A 21,410-nucleotide genomic window follows, 5' to 3' on the forward strand; every position below is an offset into this window, starting at 1 on the left:
GAAGCTGATCGAAAAACGCGAGCCCTCCGGCCGCCCGATCACTGAATATCGAGCAGCCGCTCCAGATAACGCCGTTCCATTTCCTGTGGCGGGTTGTTGCCGAGCTTTTCGCGGATGGCATCGAGGATTTCTCTGGCGCGCTGGACGTCGATCTCATCGGGCACTTTCACGGTATCACCAAAGTCAGGCCCATCGGCGCGCCGCGGGCGGCCAAGCGGGTCGCGGCCGTTCTGATCGCCCTGGCCGACCTGGCCGTTCGGGCCTTGCTGACCCTGCTGGCCCTGTTGCGCCTGCATCATCTGGTTCATCATTTCACGGGCGCCCTGGCGCAGCGCTTCCAGCGCGCGGCCCTGACCCTGGACTGCGGTATCGCCACGGCCCTGGCCGAGTTCTCGACCGGCGCCTTCCATCTCGCGCTGTGCCTGGCCGAAGCCCGGGCCGGGCTTCATGCCCATGTCGCCGAGACCCTTCTGCAGTTCGCCGAGTTGCTTGCCGAGCGCATCCTGCTGTTCGCGAAGCTTCTTCAGTGCGTCACGCAGCTGCTGCTCGGTCATCTCGTTCGACTGCTGATCACCCTGCTGGCCGTTCTGACCTTGCTGTTGCTGCTGCTGGCCCTGATCCTGCTGTTCGCCGTCCTGGCCGGGCATCATATTGTCAAGCAGCGGGTCGTTCATGCCCATGTCGGGGTCGCCGCGCTGCATGCGGTCACGAAGCTGTTGATCGAGCTTGAAGGTCTGCTCCATCAGCTTTTGCTGGTCGCGCAAAATCTGGCCGAGCTTGTCCATCTGCTGGCGCATCTGGCTATTGTCGCCCTGCTGCTGCTGGCCCTGCTGCGGACGTCCCGCCTGCAGGTTGTTCATCATCCGCTGCAGTTCCGACAGCATCTGCTGTGCAGCATCGCGGTTGCCGGAGCGGGCGAGGTTTTCGATCTGGTCCATCATCCGCTCCAGATCCTGCTGCCGCAGCATCTGGGCATTCTGATTGGGCTGCATCGGCGCATTCTGCATGCGCTGGGCGAGCTCCTTCATGTATTCGTTCATCGCCTTGCGAAGCTCGTCCATCAGCTTCTTGACTTCGGCATCCGGCGCGTTGCGCTGGAGCGCGTCGGCAAGGTTCTGCTGGGCGTTACGCAGATTGCGCTCGGCCTGCGAGAGATCGCCGTCCTCGATGCCAAGCGCGATGTCCCAGAGATAATCGGCGGTGTCCTTCAGCTGCTCGTCGGTCTTGGCAAGCTTCATACGCGCCAGCGCCGATTCGATCAGCAGGTAGTTGGTGAGTTTCGGGATCGTCTCTTCCGGGCGGATCGTCAGCGCTTCGTTGAGCGCGATCGCATCGGGCATCTTGCGGGTGTCGAGCGCAAAGACCTGGCGTTCCTCGGCAACGGCTGCGGCCAGCGGCTCGTTGAATGGCCGCGCGGGGAGAACCATTTCGTGCGGCGGGCTGCGGCCGATCTGGCCTGCCGCGTCCTTGGCAACGAGCGTCACGCGGACGCGCTTGCCGGCCAGCGGGTGCTCGGTCAGGTTCTTGCTGCTAACGCCCTTGGCATCGCGGGCATTGCGGCGCGGGATATCGAGGCGGAAATCGGGAAGCGGGTAGAGAGGCTTGGCAGAAGGATCGGATTCGACGGGTAGAATTTCCGCGTGGGCTTCCTGGACGCCGTAATCGTCCTTGGCCGTGAACTTGATCTCGAGAGCACCATTTACGCTCGCCTTCGGCAGCCCATCGAAAGCGATCTCCGGCGCCTTGTCGGGAATGACATTGAAGCTCCAGCTGCGGCCGTTGACCTGCAGCGCACCGTTTTCCTCAAGCTTCATCAGGTGCGTCTGTGCCGTGGGAACCGGCGTTTCACCGGCCGCAGTCTGCTGTGGCTGCTGAGTTGGTGCGGAAGCGCCTGCCGTCTGCTGACCTGCCTGCTTTTCGGCGGCAATCTCCCTGGCCTCGCCGTTCTCCTTCTTGAAGACGACCTTTTCGTCCGCTTGGCCGCCACTGACGCGCACGGTCAGGCTGGAGAACTGCGGAACGTTGATCGGCGCCTGCTCCGTGCCCGTGGCCGTCAGATAGACGGGCGCGCGGCCGGTATAGGAGGGAGGCGTGACCCAGGCATCGATGCGAACGGCGGGATTTGTCTCGCCCTGCTCGACGGGAGGCTGGAAGGCGTCGGCGATCGAACCGCCATTGGTGGACAGCGAATAGCCAAAGCCCATGACGACGAGCAGCGCCGGAATGGCGCGCAGGGCGAAGCGGTCGTGCCGGGCGATGTCCGGGCGCGGATAACCGGCGTCGAGCGCGGCGATCTTCTCGGCCATGCGCGTCTGGTGTTCGCGCCAGAGCGCGCGGGCAAACGGCGTATCGAAGGCCGGTTCGTCTTCCTGTACGGTGACGGGCTGATGCGGCAGGCCGTTGCGTTCTTCGAGAAGCCGGTCGGCCTCGGCGTTGGTTGGCCATCGCAGTCGGCGGAACGGGATGAGTGATGCAACGAAGGCGGCCGCAAACGCGACCAGCAGCAGGATGCGCAGGACATCGGGAACGCTGCGGAAGAGGCCAAACCAGGAGGTAGCAAGATAAAGTGCGATGATCGAGAGAACGGGCACCAGCGGCGGCAATGCTTGCTCGGAGAGAAGGACGACACGCGCGAAAAGACGCTTTACCGCAACCAGCCTCGCAAGAGATGGCCTGATGGCAAATGCACCATATCCCTGCCTGCTCGGGCTCTTCTTCAATCCGGTCTCCGCCATGGCGTGTTAGAGTAACAGTGGGCGCTTCCGGCGATTGCTCAGCAATTCGCTCGCATCGGGAAAGGATAACACTCTTTGTGGCGAAGGCGAGGGCGACCGGCGGTTAATGCCGGTTTTTCACGGCCGGTCGCCAAAAAGTGATGGTTCGTCAGTCGAGCCAGGCCGGGACGGAATCAAGGCCGATCAGTTCCTCGTAGGTCCGGCGCGGCCGGATGACGTGGAAATCGGAGCCTTTGACCAGCACTTCCGGAACCAGCAGGCGGCTGTTGTAGGTGCCCGCCTGCACCGCGCCGTAGGCGCCACCCGACATGACGGCGAAGAGATCGCCCGGCTTCGGCATTGCCATCTCGCGGTCGAGCGCCAGATAGTCGCCGGTCTCGCAGACCGGGCCGACGATATCGGCCTTGATGCGCGGAGCATTGGCGGCGGAGATCACCACCGGCTTGATCTCGTGATAGGCCTCGTAAAGCGTCGGGCGGATCAGATCGTTCATCGCGCCATCGACGATGACGAAGGTCTTCTCGCCACCGTCTTTCACGTAGATCACTTCGGTCACCAGGATACCGGCGTTGCCAACGATCAGACGGCCGGGCTCTGTGACGATCTTGCAGTTCAGGCTGCGCAGCTGATTCTTGACGATGGCCGCATACGCGTCGGGCAGCGGCGGCGGGTTGTTGTCGTCCTTGTAGGGAATGCCGAGACCGCCGCCGATATCGACATGGTGGATGTCGTGGCCGTCGGCGCGCAGCGTGGCGACCAGATCGTGCAGCAGCTTGAAGGCGTCGTCGAAGGGCTGCAACTCGGTGATCTGGCTGCCGATATGCATGTCGATGCCGGTCACTTCGATACCAGGAAGCGTGGCGGCGCGCGCATAGACGGCGCGGGCACGCTCCCAGGAGATGCCGAACTTGTTTTCCTTCTTGCCGGTCGAGATCTTCGAATGCGTCTTTGCATCGACATCGGGGTTGATGCGGAAGGAAACCGGCGCCTTCTTGCCGGCCTTGACGGCGCGGCTGTTGAGAATCTCGAGTTCGGGTTCGGACTCGACGTTGAAGCAGTAGATGCCGGCTTCAAGCGCGAAATCCATCTCGTGTGGCGTCTTGCCGACACCGGAGAACATGATGCGGCCTGCCGGGATTCCGGCAGCCAGCGCGCGGCGCAGCTCGCCCTCGGAAACGACGTCGATGCCGGCGCCCAGCTTGCCGAGGGTTTTCAGCACGGCCTGGTTCGAATTCGCCTTCATGGCGTAGCAGACCATCGAGTCCACATCGCTGAAGGCTTCGGCGAAGACGCGGTAGTGGCGCTCCAGCGTTGCCGTGGAATAGCAGTAGAAGGGGGTGCCAACGGCCTTGGCAATTTCGGGAACAGGAACGTTCTCGGCGTAAAGAATGCCGTCGCGATACTCGAAGTGGTTCACGGCTTCAGCCTATCAGAGCAGGGGATCGAGAAGGAAAGGCTTGTCGGCAACGCCCGGCTGTTTCGTCGGCTTGGAGGAATCGCCGCCCTTCGTTGCCTGCGCACTCGGCGGATCGAGATCGCCTTTGCGTCCACATCCGGCAACGGCAAGGCCGACGACGGCAAGAACGACCGTCAGGCGGATGAGGTGCGGCAAGCTGGTCTGCATGGGTATCCTCTTGGAGCGGCACTGGTGGACATCTTCATAGCGAAGTTTATCCAGCTTGTGCACCCTGATTGTTGCGCTGTTGCTGGCGGTCCGAACTCAGTTGCGGCCGCGCCAGTAGGCGATCTGCTTGCGCACTTCCGACGGGGCGGTCCCGCCGAAGCTCTTGCGGCTGGCAACGGAAGCTTCGACCGTCAGAACACCATAGACAGCGTCGGTGATCGCAGAATTGATCGCCTGCAGATCGGCCAGCGGCAGCTCGGCGAGATCGCAGCCCTTGCTTTCCGCCAGCGCCACGGCACGGCCGGTCACATGATGGGCATCACGGAAAGGAAGGCCCGCTTCGCGCACCAGCCAGTCGGCTAGATCGGTCGCGGTCGAGTAACCGGAACCGGCCGCCGCCTTCATGCGCACGGTGTTGATGGTCATGTCGCGGACCATGCCGGTCATGGCGGCGATCGCCAGTTCCAGGCTTTCGGCGGCGTCGAAGACCTGTTCCTTGTCTTCCTGCATGTCCTTGGAATAAGCGAGCGGCAGGCCCTTCATGATGGTCAGCAGGGCAACCAGCGAGCCGTTGATGCGGCCGGTCTTGGCGCGTACCAGCTCGGCAGCATCCGGGTTCTTCTTCTGCGGCATGATCGAGGAGCCGGTGGAGAAGGCGTCGGAGAGGCGCACGAAGCCGAATTGCGGCGTCGACCAGATGACGATTTCTTCTGCAAGGCGTGACAGATGCATGCCGGCGATCGCGGCGATCGACAGGAATTCGATGGCGAAGTCGCGGTCGGAGACGGTGTCGATCGAATTGCGGGTCGGCTCACGGAAGCCGAGCGCCTTGGCCGTCATGTGACGGTCGATCGGGTAGCCGGTGCCTGCCAGTGCCGCAGCGCCGATCGGGCTCTCGTCGAGATGCTCGATGGCGTGGCGCACGCGCGAGCGGTCGCGGCCGAACATTTCGACATAGGCCATGCAGTGGTGACCGAAGGTGACCGGCTGGGCTGTCTGCAGATGGGTAAAGCCCGGCATGACGCTGTCGGCATGCTCTTCGGCGCGGTCGAGGAAGGCTGCGATCAGGCTGGTCAGCATCGCCTCGGTCTTCTGCAGCTCTTCCTTGACCCAGAGGCGGAAGTCGAGCGCCACCTGGTCGTTGCGCGAGCGGGCAGTGTGCAGGCGTCCGGCGGCGGGGCCGATCAGCGTTGCAAGACGGGCTTCGACATTCATGTGAATGTCTTCGAGCTGCCGCGAAAATTCGAAATTGCCGCTTTCGATTTCTGACAGGATCGTGTTTAGCCCGTGAACGATCTTGTCCTTATCGTCGGCTGATATGATGCCCTGATGGGCAAGCATCGTCGCGTGGGCGATCGACCCGCGGATATCCTGAGCGAATAGCTTCTTGTCGAAACCGATCGAGGCATTTATCTCCTCCATGATCGCATCGGGGCCTGAAGCGAAGCGTCCGCCCCACATCTGGTTGGAGGATTTGGTGTCCGTGTTGCCGTCGGCCATCGAAGCTGCCTGCCTTGAAAGATGCATGTCCTGGAGAATGAAATGACGACAAGAAAGCCGCTTGGGCTGCCATCCCTGAAATTGATCTCGATAGCTGCCGTCGCGGGCATAATTGCCGGTGCGGCAGCGGTTTACATTAAGGAGACGGGGTCTGGCAATGGCGGCGGCGAAACGGCGTCCGGCCAATGCGCCGCGGCAAAGGATCTGGCGCAGAAGATCACGCCGCTTGCCAAGGGACAGGTTGCGGCAATGGTCGCTGCCAACGAGCCGCGCAAACTGACATCGGTCGCCTTCAACGATGCTGACAACAAGCCTGTCACGCTCGACAATTTTGCCGGAAAGACCGTGCTTCTCAATCTTTGGGCAACGTGGTGCGTGCCCTGCCGCGAGGAGATGCCGGCGCTGAATGCGCTTGAGAAAGAGATGGGCAGCGACAAGTTCCAGGTGGTCGCCGTCAACATCGATACCGGCGATGACGAGAAGCCGAAGGCCTTCCTCAGCGAGACCGGCGTCGATTCCCTGAAACTCTACCGCGACAATACGATCGGCGTGTTCAACAGCCTGAAAAAGGAAGGCCTTGCCTTCGGCCTGCCGGTTACGCTGCTGCTCGATGACAAGGGATGCCTGGTCTCGGCGATGAACGGCCCGGCTGCCTGGGACAGCGAGGACGCCAAGGCGCTGATCAGGGGTGCGATCGGCCTCTGATGCCGCTTAGCGGGTCGGGACCGGCACTTCGCCGCGGTAATCGTAGAAGCCGCGGCCGGATTTGCGGCCGAGCCAGCCTGCTTCGACATATTTCACCAGAAGCGGGCAGGGGCGGTACTTCGAGTCGGCCAGGCCGTCATGCAGCACCTGCATGATCGACAGGCAGGTGTCGAGGCCGATGAAATCGGCAAGCTGCAGCGGGCCCATCGGGTGGTTGGCACCGAGCTTCATGGCGGTGTCGATGGCATCGACGGTGCCGACGCCTTCATAGAGCGTGTAGATCGCCTCGTTGATCATCGGCAGCAGGATGCGGTTGACGATGAAGGCCGGGAAATCCTCGGCGACCGTGACGGTTTTTTCCAGCGAGGCAACGAATGCCTTGGCAGTCGAGAAGGTCTTCTCGTCGGTGGCGATACCGCGCACCAGCTCGACCAGCTTCATCACCGGCACCGGGTTCATGAAGTGAATGCCCATGAAATGTTCGGGGCGGTCGGTAGCCGATGCAAGGCGGGTGATGGAAAGCGATGAGGTGTTTGTCGCCAGGAGTGCTTCCGGTTTCAGGACCGGACAGACCTGGGCGTAGATCTTGCGCTTGACGGCTTCTTCTTCGGTCGCGGCCTCGATGACGAGATCGGATGGGGCCAGATCGTTGAGATTGGCGGAGCCGGTGATGAGCGACAGGGCTGTCTTGCGCTCTTCCTCGGTCATCTTGCCGTTGGTCACCTGCTTTGCGAGGTTGCCGTTGATGGTTGCCAGACCGGACTCGATGCGGTCCTGGCTCAGGTCATAGATATGGACCTTGTAGCCTGCAGCGGCCGAAACGTGCGCGATGCCGCAACCCATCTGGCCCGCACCGACAATACCGATCGTCTTCAACGCGCTCATATCCAAACCCCCGCGGCAGTCGCCCCCGCGAGCGCAGCCGTATTTTTTAATGAAATTGCCGGGCAAAATGATCGCCCGGCAGCAGTAGTAGTCCCATAAGAGATAATTTTCCAGTCATTCGCAAGTGCGAAAAGCTGGCATGTGCCCGCTCAAAGAGCTTTCTGCAATTCGGGCAGGGCTTCGAAGAGATCGGCGACGAGGCCGTAGTCGGCGACCTGGAAGATCGGCGCCTCCTCGTCCTTGTTGATGGCGACGATCACCTTGCTGTCCTTCATGCCGGCCAGATGCTGGATGGCACCGGAGATGCCGCAGGCGATGTAGAGCTGCGGGGCGACAACCTTGCCTGTCTGCCCGACCTGCCAGTCGTTCGGAGCGTATCCGGCATCGACGGCAGCGCGCGAGGCGCCGACGGCCGCACCGAGCTTGTCGGCAACCGGCAGGATGACTTCCTGGAACTTCTCGGCAGAGCCAAGCGCACGGCCGCCGGAGATGATGATCTTGGCGGAGGTGAGTTCCGGACGATCGGAGGAGGAAAGTGCATCCTTGACGAAGGTCGAGAGACCGGAGCCGGAAGCTGCCGAGACCGTCTCGACGGATGCCGAACCGCCGTCAGCGGCCGAGGCGAAGGATGCGGTGCGCACCGTGATCACCTTCTTGGCGTCCGTCGACTGTACCGTCTGGATGGCGTTGCCGGCATAGATCGGCCGCTTGAAGGTGTCGGCGGAGACGACTTCGATGATTTCCGAAATCTGCGCGACATCGAGCAGAGCTGCGACGCGCGGCAGGACGTTCTTGCCGGTCGAGGTCGCTGCCGCGATGATCGTGTCGTAGCTGCCTGCGAGCGAGACGATGAGATCGGCCAGCGGCTCGGCCAGATTGTGGGCGAGTTCGTCGCTTTCGGCGAGCAGAACCTTGGAAACGCCTGACAGTTTGGCAGCCGCATCGGCAGCCGCCTTGGCGCCCTTGCCGGCGACCAGCACATGCACGTCGCCGCCAATCTTGGAAGCGGCCGTCAGTGCCTTGCCGGTCTGGTCGGAAAGGGTCGCATTGTCGTGGTCAGCCAGAAGAAGAATGGCCATGGATATATTCCTTTCTCGAACCTTAGAGGACGCCGGCTTCGGTCTTGAGCTTCTCGACGAGCTCGGCGACCGACTTGACCTTGACGCCTGCCTTGCGGCCGGAGGGCTCTTCGGTCTTTAGCACCTTGAGGCGCGGCTCGGTGGAGACGCCGAAATCAGCCGGGCTCTTCTTGTCGAGCGGCTTCTTCTTTGCCTTCATGATGTTCGGAAGCGACGCATAGCGCGGCTCGTTGAGGCGAAGGTCGGTGGTAACGACAGCCGGAAGCTTGACGTCGATCGTCTGCAGGCCGCCGTCGACTTCGCGGGTCACGGTCGCCTTGCCATCACCGATCTCGATCTTCGAGGCGAAGGTCGCCTGGGCCGTGCCGAGCAGGGCTGCCAGCATCTGGCCGGTCTGGTTGCTATCGTCATCGATTGCCTGCTTGCCGACAATCACGAGACCCGGCTGTTCGGCATCGGCGACGCCCTTGAGGATCTTGGCGACGGTGAGCGGCTCGACGGCATCATCGGTCTCGACGAGGATGGCGCGGTCGGCACCCATGGCGAGCGCGGTGCGCAGCGTCTCTTCGGCCTTGGCGGGACCGATCGACACGACGACCACTTCCTCGGCCTTGCCCGCTTCCTTCAGCCGCAGCGCCTCTTCCACCGAGATCTCGTCGAACGGGTTCATCGACATCTTGACGTTGGCGAGTTCAACACCCGTGCCGTCAGGCTTGACGCGGATCTTCACGTTGTAATCAACCACCCGCTTCACAGGAACGAGAATCTTCATGGGGTCCTTCCTTCAAACTCTTTCGCCAGGAAAATGCGCGTTTCGGCGCTGCTCCGATTGTCGAATGGCGACATGGATACGCGTTTTTCCTCCAAATACAACGCTGGCCAGTCGCAGACAGACAAATTGGAGACCGGAAATATATTACGTTTACGTTCACGTCAATATTGTGCGTGCGCTGTCAGGAGTGACTGTCTTCGGCTGCGATGGCGCGGCGGATGGCAGGCGTGCTGCGCACCGCGCGCGGCGTGACGATCTCCCGGTCGAAGAGGGGCACATCGCGGCGCTTCAGGAGCAGGACGAGGATGGCGCCTGCGAGGATACCGCCGACATGCGCGCCCCAGGAGACGTCGCTATCCGTACTGATGACCAGCATGAAGAACTGCTGGCCGACCCAGAGCAGCAAAGGAATGAAAGCGGGAAGCGGCAAGGGCACACGGAAGAACACCAGCACCCAGACTTTGACGCGCGGATGCAGCACGAGATAGGCCGCCACGATGCCCGATATGGYGCCTGACGCACCGATCAGCGGCGCCTGGGATTCAGTCGCCAGCAGGCCGTGGCAGAGCGCGCCGAATGCGGCACAGGCCAGATAGAAGATGAGAAAGCGCAGATGCCCCATGGCATCTTCGACATTGTCGCCGAAGACCCAGAGGAAGATCATGTTTCCCGCCATATGCCAGAAGCTGCCATGGAGGAAGGCGTAGCTGATATAGGTCAGCGGCTCGGGGATCAGTTCCAGCTCAGGCGGCAGGATGGCGTGATCGAAGGCGACGGCCGGGATATATCCGAGGCCGACGGTTGCTGCCTTCGCGATATCAGGGGCGGCAAAGCCGGTGAACAGCCAGATCGCGACATTCGCGGCGATCAGGGCCAGCGTTACCCACTGCACCTTGATATGTTTCAGCGTATTGGCGTCGTGCAGTGGAATGAACATGAAAGCCTGCCCCCGGGCGATCTTCGTTGCCGGGAACCTATCTGTTTTTTCCGGGAACCCAAAGCACATCCGCGCGGCCCTGGTCATTCGCATGACGGGCGGCAACGAAGAGAAAATCGGAGAGGCGGTTGACGTATTTCAGCGCCTCCTGGCCAACGGTCTCGCCTTCGGTTCGCGACAGCGCCACCATCAGCCGCTCGGCGCGCCGCGAGATGGTGCGGGCCAGATGCAGGTGCGCAGCGGCCGGCGAGCCGGCCGGCAGCACGAAGGATTTCAAGCGTTCGAGATCGGCGTTCAGCCTGTCGATATCAGTTTCCAGCCGGGTTACCTGAGGGGCGACAATGCGCAGTGGCTCATAGTCGAGGGGCTTGCCGGTATCGGGGGTCGCAAGATCGGCGCCGAGATCGAAGAGGTCGTTCTGGATGAGCATCAGCATCCGGTCGAGCTCTGGGTGATCGGCGGTGTGGAGCCTGACGACGCCGATCGCCGAATTCGTTTCGTCGATCGTGCCATAGGCTTCGATGCGCAGATCATGCTTCTGCCGCCGGGGACCGGAGACCAGCGCGGTCGTGCCGTCGTCGCCGGTCTTGGTGTAGATCTTGTTGAGCTTGACCACTCGTTCCCCCAGTTCTCAATGCGTCAGGTCGGGCGGCCGCCGCCGGTCAGCCACAGCGTCAGCATGATCAGGATGACGGCGATCGCCTGCAGCAGCACGCGCAGCTGCATCAGCTTGTTCGACAGGTTGGAATCGCCGCCCTTCATCATGTTGAAGAGGCCGCGGATCAGCACCAGCGCGACGAGGCCCATGACGATGATGGCGAGAATGTAAGTGGCCGTGGACATGGCATTCGGCTTTCTTGGTCAGTCGGTCCAGCGCATCAGGCGATAGAAGAGATCTGCAGGCAGCAGTCTCTTCAGCATCATGCCCTGCTTTGCCGGAACCGTTACAGGATAATGTGGCTTCGGATTTTTCGAGTTCAATGCGTCTTTTAGAACCGCATAGACCGCATCCGGTTGAAGTTTATGTCGGCTGACCGGGCCGGTGCCGTCAAGCCGCGCCAGCTGTCGGCGATAATCTGCCGCATGCACGGAGCCGCGGATATCGATGTGCTCGTTGATCTTGGAGAGCGCATTGGCCGTGAAGCGCGAGGCGATAGGGCCGGGCTCGATCAGGCTGACATGGATGCCGCTGCCTTGCAGCTCCATTCGCAGCGTGACGCTCAGGCCTTCGAGAGCGAATTTCGATGCGGTGTAGGCGCCGCGGTAGCGGTAGGGCACGACGCCGAGGATCGAGGAGCACTGGACGATGCGGCCGCTGCCTCGCTTGCGCATCAGGGGCAGTACGCGGCGCGTCAGTTCATGCCAGCCGAAAAAGTTGGCCTCGAACTGTTCCCGCAGCACATCCGTCGTCAAATCCTCGACGGCGCCCGGCTGGCCATAAGCGCCATTGTTGAAGAGAGCGTCGATGCGGCCGCCGGAGACGACTTCGATCTCGCGCATGAAGTCAGCAATGGAATCGGTATGGGCATAATCCATGCGGAAGGCTTCTATGCCGTCCGCCTGAAGCGATCCGAGATCTTCCTGCTTGCGTACAGTGGCGAAGACACGCCAGCCGTCAGCCTTGAGAGCGCGTGCGCAATAGGCACCGATCCCGGATGAACATCCGGTAACGATGATGGTGCGCGGCTCTGCCATTCATTGATTCCTGTACAAACTGGGACTCGTTTCCCATATTCGCACCGAGGTTACAATCGCCAGCGCCGGAGATGGAATGCCGAAGATACTGCGTATGCTCTATGAGGTGGTCTATGACGCGATCTGCCATCTCATCGAGGACGACGGCTTCGCCATGGCCAGCCATGTGGCGCTATCGACCCTGCTTGCGGTCTTTCCGTTCCTGATCTTCGGCACGGCGCTTGCGAACTTCCTCGGCGCCGATCAGTTTTCGATGACGGCGATCCACATCATCTTCGATACCTGGCCGGAAGCGATCGCCAAGCCGCTGGCCGATCAGGTTGTGCAGGTCCTAACTGTGCCGCGCGGCGGGCTGCTCACCATCTCGGTTCTCGCTGCCGCCTATTTCGCCTCGAATGGCGTGGAGGCGCTGCGCATCTCGCTGAACCGCGCCTATCGCGTGCAGGAGACGCGGCCGTGGTATTTCACGCGCCTTGCCAGTCTCGGATATGTCCTCGTCGCCGTCATCATCTTTGCGGCCATCAGCATCCTGCTTGTGGCGGTTCCCGTTGGTCTCGACTATGCCCGCGAATGGCTGCTCCACAACGATGCTTTCGAGTGGATACCGCCGACCGTTCGCCAGTGGCTGCCACTTATCGTCGATACGCTGGAGGTGGTCTTCAGCTGGCGTATCTACGGCACGCTGGTGATGCTGACGCTCGGCTTGCTGGTCGTGCATCTCTGGCTTCCGTCAGGGCGCCGCAAGGTGTTCGACGTCATACCGGGCGTGTTGCTGACGCTGCTCCTCTGGCTCGCGGGCGCGCTGATCTTCGCCTATTATCTGGCAACCTTCGCCAATTACACCGCGACCTATGCCGGTCTCGCCTCGGTGATGGTGGTGCTGATCTTCCTTTATATGGTCGGGGTGATCTTCATTATCGGCGCTGAACTAAACGCGGCGCTGCTGAAATTTCGGGTTCGGGCGATCTTCAAGCGCAATTTTCTCAGTGGCAATGGCCACAAGCGCTCAGAGGCCGACAAGCTGCCGGATGTCGGCGGCTGAAAGACCCTTGGCCCGTAGTTCGGCAATCCCGGTATCGCCCTCGCTTTTCGAGAGCTTGCGTCCGGATGCATCGGTCACGAGCCGGTGGTGATGATAGGCGGGCTCCGGTAGGCCGAGCAGAACCTGCAGCAGCCGGTGAACCGATGTTGCGTGGAAAAGATCGAGCCCGCGCACAACATGGGTGACGCCCTGGAGCGCGTCGTCGAGAACGACGGATATATGATAGCTCGATGGCGCGTCGGAGCGGGAGAGGATGACATCGCCCCAGGCGGCCGGGTCGGCTTCAACGATGCCGCGTTCGCCGTCTCCGGTGTCGGTCCAGCTCAGGTTTGAACCGGCGGCCTCCAGCGCGCGGCGCATGTCTAGCCGCCATGCATGCTTGAGGCCTGCGCTCAGCCTGTCCGCTCGCTCTACCGCGCTCAATTCGCGGTCGTCAGCGGGATAGAGCGGTGAACCGTCCGGATCGCGCGGCCATGCCGCTCCTCTCGCCTCCTGGAATGCGACTTTTGTCTTTACCTCGCCGCGGGTCATGAAAGACGGGTAGACGAGGCCGCGGCCGATCAGCTGCTGGAGCGCTGCCTGATACTCGCCGAAATGCTCCGATTGGCGGCGCGCCGGCCTCTCCCATGAAATGCCCAGCCATTCCATGTCGCGGTAGATGCCGGTTTCGAAATCGGGTGTGCAGCGGGTCAGATCGATGTCTTCGATGCGCAACAGCAACCGGCCACTGGCGGCATCTGCCATGTCCTGATTGATGAGGGCGGACAGCGCATGGCCGAGATGCAGCGGCCCGTTGGGGCTGGGGGCAAAACGGAAGACAGGCTTTTGACGCTGAGTCGTGGTCATGCTTTCTTCTGCCACGGATTCGAAACCACCGCGAGGCGACGTGCAGATCATTCGAAACGAGGGCGATGTGGAGCAGGGGTTGGCCGAATTGCTGCGCCTCGATCCGCGTCTTTCAACCGTCGCCGCCGATGCCGGGCCGCTGCCCTTACGGCTGCGCGAGCCGGGTTTTGCCGGACTTGCCCATATCATCGTCTCGCAGATGGTCTCACGCGCAAGTGCCGAAGCGATCTGGCGGCGAATGCTGCCTGCCGATGGCAAGCTGACGGCCGAGAGCTACGTGATGCTGCATGAGGAGGCGTGGCGGGAGTTCGGGCTCTCCCGTGCCAAGGCCTCGACGCTGTCGGGGATCGCGACCGCGGTTGCAGCCGGACATCTGGATCTGACCGCGCTTTCGGTGCTGCCGCCAGACGAGGCGCGGCATGCGTTGACGGCGCTGAAGGGCGTCGGTCCCTGGACGGCAGAGGTCTATCTGATGTTCTGCTGCGGCCATGCCGATATTTTTCCATCCGGCGACGTTGCGCTGCAAAATGCCGTTGCCGCGGCATTCGGTCTCGCCGAACGGCCGCAAGCCAAGGCGCTGGCGGCAATGGCGTCTGTCTGGGCACCGTGGAGATCCGTGGCCGCAAGGCTTTTCTGGGCGTATTATGCGCAGAAACTCGGCCGCGGGCTCGTGCCGATGGCTTGATCGGCAACACTCATCGAATTGCCGTTATTGACTGAATTTATTGGACTTCACAAGGCTGTCACAACCGGCCTAATATAAGGATGCAGATGCCGAATCGATCAGGAGAGTCCCTTGACGATTGCAGTCTCCCCCCAGGCCCTGCCGGCGCTCGTTCTGAACGCTGACTACAGGCCTTTGAGTTATTATCCCTTGTCGCTCTGGTCCTGGCAGGACGCGATCAAGGCGGTCTTCCTTGACCGTGTGAATATCATCGCAGAGTACGAACACTCGGTTTCTTCGCCGAGCTTTTCGATGCGGCTACCCAGCGTCGTTTGCCTCAAGACCTATGTTCAGCCATCGCGCAATCCCGCCTTCACGCGCTTCAACGTGTTCCTCCGGGACAAGTTCGAGTGCCAGTATTGCGGCGATCACAACGACCTGACCTTCGACCATGTCATCCCGCGCGCCCATGGCGGCGAGACGACCTGGGAGAATGTCGTGGCGGCCTGCTCCCCCTGCAATCTCAGGAAGGGCAGCAAGCTACCGAAGCAGGCGGGCATGGTCCCGCATCAGAAGCCGTACCAGCCGACGGTGCAGGATCTGCACAATAACGGCCGCCTTTTCCCGCCGAACTATCTGCACGACAGCTGGCTCGATTATCTCTACTGGGATACCGAACTGCAGCCGTAACGGCAAACGCCTTTGTCAGGCCGACTTGCGGACGCCGATAAAGGCGAAGGCCGCGAGCACGAGGCTTGCAATCACGTTCCAGCCCGCAAAGGACAGGCCGAGCACGCGCAAAGCCGCGTCGGTGCAGGATGGTCCCTTGATGGTGTTGAGTTCAGTCAGCAGATCGCCGGCATTCTGCGTCATGCTGCCTGCCGTCGTCGAGCAGGTCGTGGGGCCGGCCCAGAAGTGCCATTCGACGCCCGAGTGATAGACGCCCATGCCGGCGCCGACGACCATCAGGGCGCCGGCTGCAAGGAGGAGCGCACGCGACATCCAATTCGGGAGGCCGAAGAGCGAACCGACCGCGCCAAGGAGCGCGATCGGAATGGCGTAATAATAGGGCTGGCGCTGCATCAGGCAGAGCGCGCAGGGGATGTAGCCGCCGATATACTGGAAGCCGAGCGCAGTGCCGACCACGACCGCCATGGCGACGGCGAGGACCAGCGAATAGATGAAGACCGGACGGCTGACGGATGGGGCAATGGCAGTCATGGCGGGGCTCCGCGGAGTTTCAGTGGGCAATGAGCTTGTAGGCAACGCCGAGGGCGATCAGCACGACTGCCGCGATAGCGGCGATCTGGCCGAGACGCTTCTCGATGAAATGGCGGATCGGCTCGCCGTAGCGGCGTAGCAGCCAGGCGAGGAAGAAGAAGCGGGAGCCGCGGGCGACGATCGCCGAGATGACGAAGAAGCCGAGGTTCATGTGGATGACGCCGGCGAGAATGGTGACAATCTTGATCGGCGGCAGGTGCGCCAGACCCGACGTCACCAGAAGCAGCAGCAGGATTTCCCACTCGTCATGGATATAGACCCTGAGCTGCTCGAAGGCTTCGAGCTTGCCGTAGAATTCGAGAACGGGACGGGCGAGCGCATCATAGGCGTAATAGCCGAGCGCCCAGCCGGCGATGCCGCCGAGGACTGAGGCGACCGTTGCCACCAACGCGTAGCGATAGGCGCGTTCCGGCTTGGCAAGCGCCATCGGAAGATAAAGGACATCGGCCGGAACGAGAAAGACGGAGCTTTCGACGAAGGCGATAACGGCGAGCCAGACTTCGGCCGACTTGCGGGCGGCGAGAGACATGGTCCAGTCGTAAAGTCTGCGGAGCATTCCATTCCTTTCGTGCTGCGGTGCAAGAGCATTAGGCGGCGGGTCAGGCGCTGTAAATGCTCACTGTGGCAATGATAGTGGCGCCGGCGGTGAAATTTTTCGTGATCCGGCGGCAGATGACCGTGTTCAAGTTTCGGCCGAAGGCTCGCGCGGTTCCGGATGGGCGGCGCGTTTGGCGCGCATCACGTTCATTTCCGTGCGTTCGCGCGCCATATCGCTGACCGCTGCCCTCAAAGCCGGGTGGCGTGCCGTGAACATGTTGAAATCGCGGCGCTCCAGAACCAGGAACTGGCAGAAGTCGATGGCGATGACATCGGCCGTGCGGCGCCCGCCCGAGAGCAGCGCCATCTCGCCGAAGAACGAGCCCGGCTCGAGCCGGACCGGCCCGCCATTGACGCGCACTTCGACAGCGCCCGAAGAGATAAAGTACATGCCGTCGCCGCGATCGCCCTTGCGGACCACGCGTTCGCCGGGGAGCGCGGATTTCGGCCGGAAGAGGAGCAGCAATTCTTCCTGCGAATGCTCGTCGACCTCCGCAAACATCGGGAAGGTCTCGACCAGCTTCTGCATTTCCAGCTGGTGTTCGCGTTCGCGTTCCTCGCCGAGCAGCCGGTTCTTCTCGAGCTCGCGCCCCAGCACGTCGAGGCGCTTGCGGCCATAGCCGTCGTAGAGATGCGGCCACTTCTTGTGGACGCGCTTGTGCGCGACCTCGGCTGCGAGGCAGACCAGCGGATTGAGCGTGATCGACAGAATGGCGGCTGCGAGGATGAGATCTTGTCCCTCTTTCGGCATGAGGCCGAGCGAGACGCCGAGGCTTGCAAGAATGAAGGAGAATTCGCCGATCTGCGCCAGACCGCCCGCCACCGTCAGGCCCATGCCGACAGGGAAGCGCAGCAGCATGACGATACCGAAGGAAATGATCCCCTTGCCGATGATGATCAGCGCCAGCGCGCCGAAGACTGCCATCGGCTCCTGCAACAGGATCGAGGGATTGAAAAGCATGCCGACCGAAACGAAGAACAGCACCGAGAAGGCATTCTGGAGTGGCAGGGAATCTGCGGCGGCGCGATGGCTGAGGTTGGACTCGCTCATGACGACGCCGGCGAAGAAGGCGCCGAGCGCGAAGGAAACGCCGAAGATCGCCGCCGAGCCGAAGGCGATGCCGAGAGCGATCGCCAGAACTGTCAGGGTGAAGAGTTCGCGCGAGCCGGTGCGGGCCACGAGGGTCAGAAGCCAGGGCACGACCTTGGGGCCGAGCACGACGGCCATGATGGCGAAGGCGGCGACTTTCACCAACGTCAGTGCGATCGTCAGCGGCAGGGGCAGACCCGCGCCATGAGCGACCGCATCGCTCGCGTGGCCGCCCAGCAGCTCGGCGAGCGCCGGAAGCAGCACGAGCGCCAGCACCATCGCCAGATCCTCGACGATCAGCCAGCCGATCGCGACGCGGCCGCTGGCCGTGTTGATGAGATTTCGCTCTTCCAGGGCTTTCAGAAGCACGACCGTACTGGCGACCGAGAGACTAAGGCCGAAAACGATCCCGGCTCCCAGGCTCCAGCCCCAATAGGAGCAGAGCGCCACGCCAAGCAGTGTCGCAAGCAGGATCTGGATGATGGCGCCCGGAACCGCCACGCCGCGCACGGCCAGGAGGTCGCTCGCCGAAAAATGCAGGCCGACGCCGAACATCAGCAGGATGACGCCCATTTCCGCAAGCTGGCTTGCCAGTCCTGTGTCGGCGACGAAGCCGGGTGTGAACGGCCCCATCAGGATCCCGGCCATCAGATATCCGACCAGCGGCGGCAGCCGCAACCGGTCGGCGACGTAGCCGAGCACCGCCGCAAAGACGAAGCTTACGGCGACTGTTGCGATAAGGCCTGCTTCCTGATGCACGTCGTCCCCTTGCCGTTCGTTGCGGCGCCACTTTGAACGAAGGGCAAGCAAAATTAAACACTTGATTTGGACAGCATGGCCGCGGTGCGCAGGAATTTTGGCAGGAAATGTGCCTGCGCGGTATCTGGAATGAGACCTCGCGCAAGCATTCCCTCAAGGTTGCAACAGCCTGAAGCCAGTTTCGGCGCTCAATATGAGCTCGCACTAAAACAGTCGATGCCATCTCATTGGAGAATTCCATGCGAGAATTAGGAACTGTTGCGGCGGCCGCCAGCCACTACTGCGATGATACTGTCGAATTCGGCTATGTCAGGGAGGTCTTTCTCGAGGATGAGGCCTGCTGGGGCGTCTTCGACGCCGACGGCGACGTCATCTTCGTTGGCGATGATCTCGATGAATGCCGCTCCTTCGCTGCGAAGGAAGAGATACGGATACAGCTGATCCACTAGGAACGGCATTCGGCAGGGTCCTTGCCGCTGGCCTGTTATGAGGCGGTGGTAACCGAATTGCCGCGTAATTTTGCAAAAAATACGAATCCGGCCGCTTTTTTGAGGGTGTTCGCCAAATATGTGCTAAGGCCCCCTCAGAAACTTAAAACAGGCCTTTTACAATTATGATCGAACTTACCCCCGCCCTCATCTCTGCGCTGAAGCTTGCCAAGGATGGCGACCTTCATCCCCAGGCCACGAACAAGTGGACTCATGAGAACGCCACCGTGACCTACGCAAAGAACGACCGGTGGAAAGAGCGTCCGCAGAAGATCAAGTCCGTGACGCCCAAGTCGATCGAAGAACTGAGCGGATCCGGCCTCATCGAGCGCCGCAACCTCGACACCGACGCCGCCAAGGATGTCTACGGCATCACCATGGCCGGCAAGATGTGGCTGCTGAAGAACAAGTAGACGCAGACGGTTCGGCAGGCTTTTCCGGCGCGCTACGGGACGCAGCTCTAAGGGCTGCTTTTCCGGGAGGTGGTGCCCCATGCCGGAGTCGAACCAGCACTTCTTTCGAAACTCGATTTTGAGTCGAGCGCGTCTACCAATTCCGCCAATGGGGCAACGGATACCGACGGGCGGGTGTCTAACATGCGATTGCCCGCGCATGCAAGACGGCGGGCGGGCTTATCCGGCTGATTTGATATGGCTTCCGGCGCAAATGCGCCGGAAGCCATTTTCGTTAGTGCGCGACGGCCGGCCCGGCGCTGCCAAGGCCCGGCTTCTTCAGGGTGATAGCCAGGATCGAGGCGAGCAGGCAGAAGGCGCCGGCGATGAAGAAGGCGGGAAGGTAGCTTTGGAGCTCGGTGCGGGACAGGCCGGCGCCGTAGGCCGCCGTTGCCGCGCCCAGCTGGTGGCCGGCGAAAACCCAGCCGAACACCAAGCCGACTTTCTCCTTGCCGAAGCGGTCGGCGGCGATCTTGACGGTCGGCGGAACGGTGGCGATCCAGTCGAGGCCGTAGAAGACAGCGAAGATCGACAGGCCATAGAAGGTGAAGTTGCTGAAGGGCAGGAAGAGCAGCGAGAGGCCGCGCAGGCCATAATACCAGAACAGCAGCCAACGATTATCGAAACGGTCGGAGAGCCAGCCGGAGCCGATCGTGCCGAAGAAATCGAAGATACCCATGACAGCCAGAACACTGGCGGCTGCCACCGGCAGGATGCCGAAATCGCCGCAGAGCGTGACGAAATGCGTCTGGATCAGGCCGTTGGTGCTGAGGCCGCAGATGAAGAAGGTGGCAAACAGGATCCAGAAGGTCGAGGTTCCCGAAATCTCCTTGAGAACGACAAGCGGCATCTTTAGAGCGTCGATCAGCGTGCCGCGGGCGGGCGCCGCCGTCACGTGTGCCTCGCCGACCGACGGCAGGTTCAGGTCGGATGGGCGGTCGCGCATGAACAGCAGGACGACGAGGGCGGCGACCATGATCATGGCGCAGACGAAGAAAACCGTCGAGCGCCAGCCGAAGCGCTCGGTGAGTTCCGCCATCAGCGGCAGGAAGACGAGCTGGCCGGTGGCCGAGCTGGCCGAGAGCATGCCGACGACGAGGCCGCGATGCTTGGTAAACCAGCGGGCCGAGACGGTCGCGGCAAGGACCATGGCGGTGAGGCCGGTGCCGAAACCGACGACGATGCCCCAGAGCACCAGCAGCTGCCAGAGCGAGGTCATGAACAGCGAGCCGATGAAACCGGCGCCGATCAGGCCAAGGGCAAAGACGATAACCTTGCGGACGCCGAAGTAGTTCATGAAGGCAGCGGCGAAGGGGCCCATCAGCCCGAAGAGGATAAGGCGGATCGCCAGGGCAGAGGAAATCTGCGAGGTCTCCCAGCCGAATTCGTCCTGTAGCGGCTTGATGAGAACGCCGGGTGCGCCCATGGCGCCTGCTGTCACCAGCATGGTCAAGAAGGTGGCGGCGACGATGATCCATCCATAGTGAATGTTTCGCCGGGCGAGGGTTGAGGCTAGCGCTGTGGATACCATGGGGCGTGTTCCATTCAGAGGGCTGATCAATACATCACCGATTTAGATGATGGTCATCATATTTGTTGCGTATTGATGATCGGCATCATATAAATTGTCAAGCGACCAATTTCAGGAATTGTTTTGATGCGTGTCAGCCGCGAAAAATTTGCCGAAAACCGTGAGAAGATCATCCAGGCGGCGGGTGTGATGTTTCGCGAGAACGGCTTCGATGGCGTCGGTGTTGCCGACATCATGAAGGCCTGCGGGCTGACGCATGGCGGTTTCTACGGCCACTTTCAGTCGAAGGACGAATTGCAAATCGAGGTCAGCCGCGCGCTGGTGGCGCGGGTTGAAGTGCGCTGGAAGGAGCTGATCGCGCAGTCTCCTGATCGGCCGCTGGAGGCGCTGGTCGAGCACTATGTCTCCTGGCGGGCCGTCGATGATCCCGGCAACAGCTGCGTCTTCGTCTCGCTGATGGACGAGGTCGGGCGAAGCACTGGCGCGGTACGCGAAATTTTCAACGATGGCTTCGAGAAGCTTGCGGCAATCCTGGCTGAAGTCGTCCCCGGCGATACGCCAGAAGAACGGCGCAAGAATGGTTTTACCACGCTGTCGTCGATGATGGGGGCGGTCAGCCTGGCGCGGGCCGTCCAGAGCCGCGAACTGGCGGCGCAATTCCTCTCGTCGATGCGTGAAAAGTTGGCGCCGAAATCGGCGCCGCTCAAGGTTTGAGACGGCGCCGGCCG

At 61.8% G+C, this 21,410-nt stretch carries 23 protein-coding genes and 1 tRNA gene; 7 read left to right on the plus strand and 17 right to left on the minus strand.

Going from position 1 to position 21,410, the window contains the following annotated elements; all coding sequences use genetic code 11:
• Positions 1-38: 38 nt before the first annotated feature.
• From AC1DIJ_RS09485 to argH, 4 genes are all read right to left on the minus strand, one after another.
• A complete protein-coding gene (locus AC1DIJ_RS09485; RefSeq protein ID WP_477831380.1) occupies positions 39-2,720 on the minus strand; it encodes a TIGR02302 family protein in 2,682 nt (893 codons plus the stop codon).
• A 163-nt stretch (positions 2,721-2,883) separates the two neighbouring features.
• Positions 2,884-4,152: a diaminopimelate decarboxylase gene (lysA, locus tag AC1DIJ_RS09490; protein ID WP_112386128.1), complete on the minus strand. Its 1,269-nt coding sequence runs from the start codon at positions 4,150-4,152 to the stop codon at positions 2,884-2,886.
• A 12-nt stretch (positions 4,153-4,164) separates the two neighbouring features.
• The gene (gene lptM / locus AC1DIJ_RS09495; protein ID WP_112386127.1) at positions 4,165-4,359 is read right to left on the minus strand and encodes an LPS translocon maturation chaperone LptM; all 195 of its coding nucleotides are present in this window, start codon (positions 4,357-4,359) and stop codon (positions 4,165-4,167) included.
• A 96-nt stretch (positions 4,360-4,455) separates the two neighbouring features.
• Complete coding sequence (argH, locus tag AC1DIJ_RS09500; RefSeq protein WP_112386126.1) at positions 4,456-5,859, minus strand: argininosuccinate lyase; 1,404 nt, start codon at positions 5,857-5,859, stop codon at positions 4,456-4,458.
• Positions 5,860-5,901: 42 nt separating this feature from the next.
• Here argH and tlpA point away from each other — a divergent pair, with 42 nt between their 5' ends.
• Positions 5,902-6,564 carry a thiol:disulfide interchange protein TlpA gene (gene tlpA / locus AC1DIJ_RS09505; RefSeq protein ID WP_112386125.1) on the plus strand — a complete coding sequence of 221 codons (663 nt, stop codon included), beginning with the start codon at positions 5,902-5,904 and terminating at the stop codon, positions 6,562-6,564.
• Positions 6,565-6,570: 6 nt separating this feature from the next.
• Here the strand turns inward: tlpA and AC1DIJ_RS09510 are convergent, their stop codons facing one another.
• The 7 genes from AC1DIJ_RS09510 to AC1DIJ_RS09540 all read right to left on the minus strand — a co-directional run bounded on the left by AC1DIJ_RS09510 (position 6,571) and on the right by AC1DIJ_RS09540 (position 11,932).
• Positions 6,571-7,449: a 3-hydroxybutyryl-CoA dehydrogenase gene (locus tag AC1DIJ_RS09510; RefSeq protein ID WP_112386124.1), complete on the minus strand. Its 879-nt coding sequence runs from the start codon at positions 7,447-7,449 to the stop codon at positions 6,571-6,573.
• Between the two features lie 149 nt (positions 7,450-7,598).
• On the minus strand, positions 7,599-8,528 hold the full coding sequence (locus tag AC1DIJ_RS09515) for an electron transfer flavoprotein subunit alpha/FixB family protein (RefSeq protein WP_112386123.1): 930 nt from the start codon (positions 8,526-8,528) through the stop codon (positions 7,599-7,601).
• 22 nt (positions 8,529-8,550) lie between these two features.
• Entirely contained in the window at positions 8,551-9,300 is a 750-nt protein-coding gene (locus AC1DIJ_RS09520; RefSeq protein WP_112386122.1) for an electron transfer flavoprotein subunit beta/FixA family protein, read from the minus strand.
• A gap of 181 nt (positions 9,301-9,481) precedes the next feature.
• Positions 9,482-10,237: a rhomboid family intramembrane serine protease gene (locus AC1DIJ_RS09525; RefSeq protein ID WP_477831381.1), complete on the minus strand. Its 756-nt coding sequence runs from the start codon at positions 10,235-10,237 to the stop codon at positions 9,482-9,484.
• A 37-nt stretch (positions 10,238-10,274) separates the two neighbouring features.
• Entirely contained in the window at positions 10,275-10,853 is a 579-nt protein-coding gene (locus AC1DIJ_RS09530) for a cob(I)yrinic acid a,c-diamide adenosyltransferase (protein WP_112386120.1), read from the minus strand.
• 23 nt (positions 10,854-10,876) lie between these two features.
• Positions 10,877-11,080 (minus strand): twin transmembrane helix small protein, encoded by a 204-nt coding sequence (locus tag AC1DIJ_RS09535; protein WP_112386119.1) that lies wholly within the window; start codon positions 11,078-11,080, stop codon positions 10,877-10,879.
• An 18-nt stretch (positions 11,081-11,098) separates the two neighbouring features.
• A complete protein-coding gene (locus AC1DIJ_RS09540; protein WP_112386118.1) occupies positions 11,099-11,932 on the minus strand; it encodes an SDR family oxidoreductase in 834 nt (277 codons plus the stop codon).
• 76 nt (positions 11,933-12,008) lie between these two features.
• On the opposite strand from AC1DIJ_RS09540, the gene AC1DIJ_RS09545 reads away from it, so the two are divergent.
• Positions 12,009-12,974, plus strand: coding sequence for a YihY/virulence factor BrkB family protein (locus AC1DIJ_RS09545; protein WP_112386117.1), 966 nt, complete (start codon positions 12,009-12,011; stop codon positions 12,972-12,974).
• On the opposite strand, the gene gluQRS is transcribed toward AC1DIJ_RS09545, so the two are convergent.
• Positions 12,939-13,820: a tRNA glutamyl-Q(34) synthetase GluQRS gene (gene gluQRS, locus AC1DIJ_RS09550; protein WP_112386116.1), complete on the minus strand. Its 882-nt coding sequence runs from the start codon at positions 13,818-13,820 to the stop codon at positions 12,939-12,941. The two genes, AC1DIJ_RS09545 and gluQRS, sit on opposite strands and share 36 nt — an antisense overlap.
• Here gluQRS and AC1DIJ_RS09555 point away from each other — a divergent pair.
• Both AC1DIJ_RS09555 and AC1DIJ_RS09560 read left to right on the plus strand, forming a co-directional pair.
• Positions 13,819-14,505 carry a DNA-3-methyladenine glycosylase family protein gene (locus AC1DIJ_RS09555; RefSeq protein WP_112386115.1) on the plus strand — a complete coding sequence of 229 codons (687 nt, stop codon included), beginning with the start codon at positions 13,819-13,821 and terminating at the stop codon, positions 14,503-14,505. The two genes, gluQRS and AC1DIJ_RS09555, sit on opposite strands and share 2 nt — an antisense overlap.
• Before the next feature lie 111 nt (positions 14,506-14,616).
• Positions 14,617-15,174: an HNH endonuclease gene (locus tag AC1DIJ_RS09560; protein ID WP_112386114.1), complete on the plus strand. Its 558-nt coding sequence runs from the start codon at positions 14,617-14,619 to the stop codon at positions 15,172-15,174.
• 15 nt (positions 15,175-15,189) lie between these two features.
• On the opposite strand, the gene AC1DIJ_RS09565 is transcribed toward AC1DIJ_RS09560, so the two are convergent.
• The 3 genes from AC1DIJ_RS09565 to AC1DIJ_RS09575 form a co-directional block, all read right to left on the minus strand.
• Positions 15,190-15,705: a disulfide bond formation protein B gene (locus AC1DIJ_RS09565; protein WP_112386113.1), complete on the minus strand. Its 516-nt coding sequence runs from the start codon at positions 15,703-15,705 to the stop codon at positions 15,190-15,192.
• Positions 15,706-15,724: 19 nt separating this feature from the next.
• The gene (locus AC1DIJ_RS09570; protein ID WP_112386112.1) at positions 15,725-16,321 is read right to left on the minus strand and encodes a YqaA family protein; all 597 of its coding nucleotides are present in this window, start codon (positions 16,319-16,321) and stop codon (positions 15,725-15,727) included.
• Between the two features lie 126 nt (positions 16,322-16,447).
• Entirely contained in the window at positions 16,448-18,211 is a 1,764-nt protein-coding gene (locus AC1DIJ_RS09575; protein WP_112386111.1) for a cation:proton antiporter domain-containing protein, read from the minus strand.
• A 239-nt stretch (positions 18,212-18,450) separates the two neighbouring features.
• Between AC1DIJ_RS09575 and AC1DIJ_RS09580 the strand changes: the two genes are divergently transcribed.
• Positions 18,451-18,660: a hypothetical protein gene (locus tag AC1DIJ_RS09580; protein ID WP_112386110.1), complete on the plus strand. Its 210-nt coding sequence runs from the start codon at positions 18,451-18,453 to the stop codon at positions 18,658-18,660.
• 164 nt (positions 18,661-18,824) lie between these two features.
• Entirely contained in the window at positions 18,825-19,112 is a 288-nt protein-coding gene (locus AC1DIJ_RS09585; protein WP_112386109.1) for a hypothetical protein, read from the plus strand.
• A gap of 70 nt (positions 19,113-19,182) precedes the next feature.
• On the opposite strand, the gene AC1DIJ_RS09590 is transcribed toward AC1DIJ_RS09585, so the two are convergent.
• Positions 19,183-19,267, minus strand: a tRNA-Leu gene (locus tag AC1DIJ_RS09590).
• 119 nt (positions 19,268-19,386) lie between these two features.
• On the minus strand, positions 19,387-20,682 hold the full coding sequence (locus tag AC1DIJ_RS09595) for an MFS transporter (protein WP_112386108.1): 1,296 nt from the start codon (positions 20,680-20,682) through the stop codon (positions 19,387-19,389).
• Between the two features lie 126 nt (positions 20,683-20,808).
• Between AC1DIJ_RS09595 and AC1DIJ_RS09600 the strand changes: the two genes are divergently transcribed.
• A complete protein-coding gene (locus tag AC1DIJ_RS09600) occupies positions 20,809-21,396 on the plus strand; it encodes a TetR/AcrR family transcriptional regulator (RefSeq protein WP_112386107.1) in 588 nt (195 codons plus the stop codon).
• Positions 21,397-21,410 lie beyond the last annotated feature (14 nt).

Source organism: Rhizobium sp. 10N427 (genome assembly GCF_056394605.1).

Bases quoted from the DNA above. Each gene is read 5' to 3' on its own strand.
- lptM (WP_112386127.1), bottom strand. From the start codon at position 4,359: ATGCAGACCAGCTTGCCGCACCTCATCCGCCTGACGGTCGTTCTTGCC.
- argH (WP_112386126.1), bottom strand. From the start codon at position 5,859: ATGGCCGACGGCAACACGGACACCAAATCCTCCAACCAGATGTGGGGC.
- tlpA (WP_112386125.1), top strand. From the start codon at position 5,902: ATGACGACAAGAAAGCCGCTTGGGCTGCCATCCCTGAAATTGATCTCG.
- AC1DIJ_RS09510 (WP_112386124.1), bottom strand. From the start codon at position 7,449: ATGAGCGCGTTGAAGACGATCGGTATTGTCGGTGCGGGCCAGATGGGT.
- AC1DIJ_RS09515 (WP_112386123.1), bottom strand. From the start codon at position 8,528: ATGGCCATTCTTCTTCTGGCTGACCACGACAATGCGACCCTTTCCGAC.
- AC1DIJ_RS09520 (WP_112386122.1), bottom strand. From the start codon at position 9,300: ATGAAGATTCTCGTTCCTGTGAAGCGGGTGGTTGATTACAACGTGAAG.
- AC1DIJ_RS09535 (WP_112386119.1), bottom strand. From the start codon at position 11,080: ATGTCCACGGCCACTTACATTCTCGCCATCATCGTCATGGGCCTCGTC.
- AC1DIJ_RS09540 (WP_112386118.1), bottom strand. From the start codon at position 11,932: ATGGCAGAGCCGCGCACCATCATCGTTACCGGATGTTCATCCGGGATC.
- AC1DIJ_RS09545 (WP_112386117.1), top strand. From the start codon at position 12,009: ATGCCGAAGATACTGCGTATGCTCTATGAGGTGGTCTATGACGCGATC.
- AC1DIJ_RS09555 (WP_112386115.1), top strand. From the start codon at position 13,819: ATGCTTTCTTCTGCCACGGATTCGAAACCACCGCGAGGCGACGTGCAG.
- gluQRS (WP_112386116.1), bottom strand. From the start codon at position 13,820: ATGACCACGACTCAGCGTCAAAAGCCTGTCTTCCGTTTTGCCCCCAGC.
- AC1DIJ_RS09565 (WP_112386113.1), bottom strand. From the start codon at position 15,705: ATGACTGCCATTGCCCCATCCGTCAGCCGTCCGGTCTTCATCTATTCG.
- AC1DIJ_RS09570 (WP_112386112.1), bottom strand. From the start codon at position 16,321: ATGCTCCGCAGACTTTACGACTGGACCATGTCTCTCGCCGCCCGCAAG.
- AC1DIJ_RS09580 (WP_112386110.1), top strand. From the start codon at position 18,451: ATGCGAGAATTAGGAACTGTTGCGGCGGCCGCCAGCCACTACTGCGAT.
- AC1DIJ_RS09585 (WP_112386109.1), top strand. From the start codon at position 18,825: ATGATCGAACTTACCCCCGCCCTCATCTCTGCGCTGAAGCTTGCCAAG.
- AC1DIJ_RS09595 (WP_112386108.1), bottom strand. From the start codon at position 20,682: ATGGTATCCACAGCGCTAGCCTCAACCCTCGCCCGGCGAAACATTCAC.
- AC1DIJ_RS09600 (WP_112386107.1), top strand. From the start codon at position 20,809: ATGCGTGTCAGCCGCGAAAAATTTGCCGAAAACCGTGAGAAGATCATC.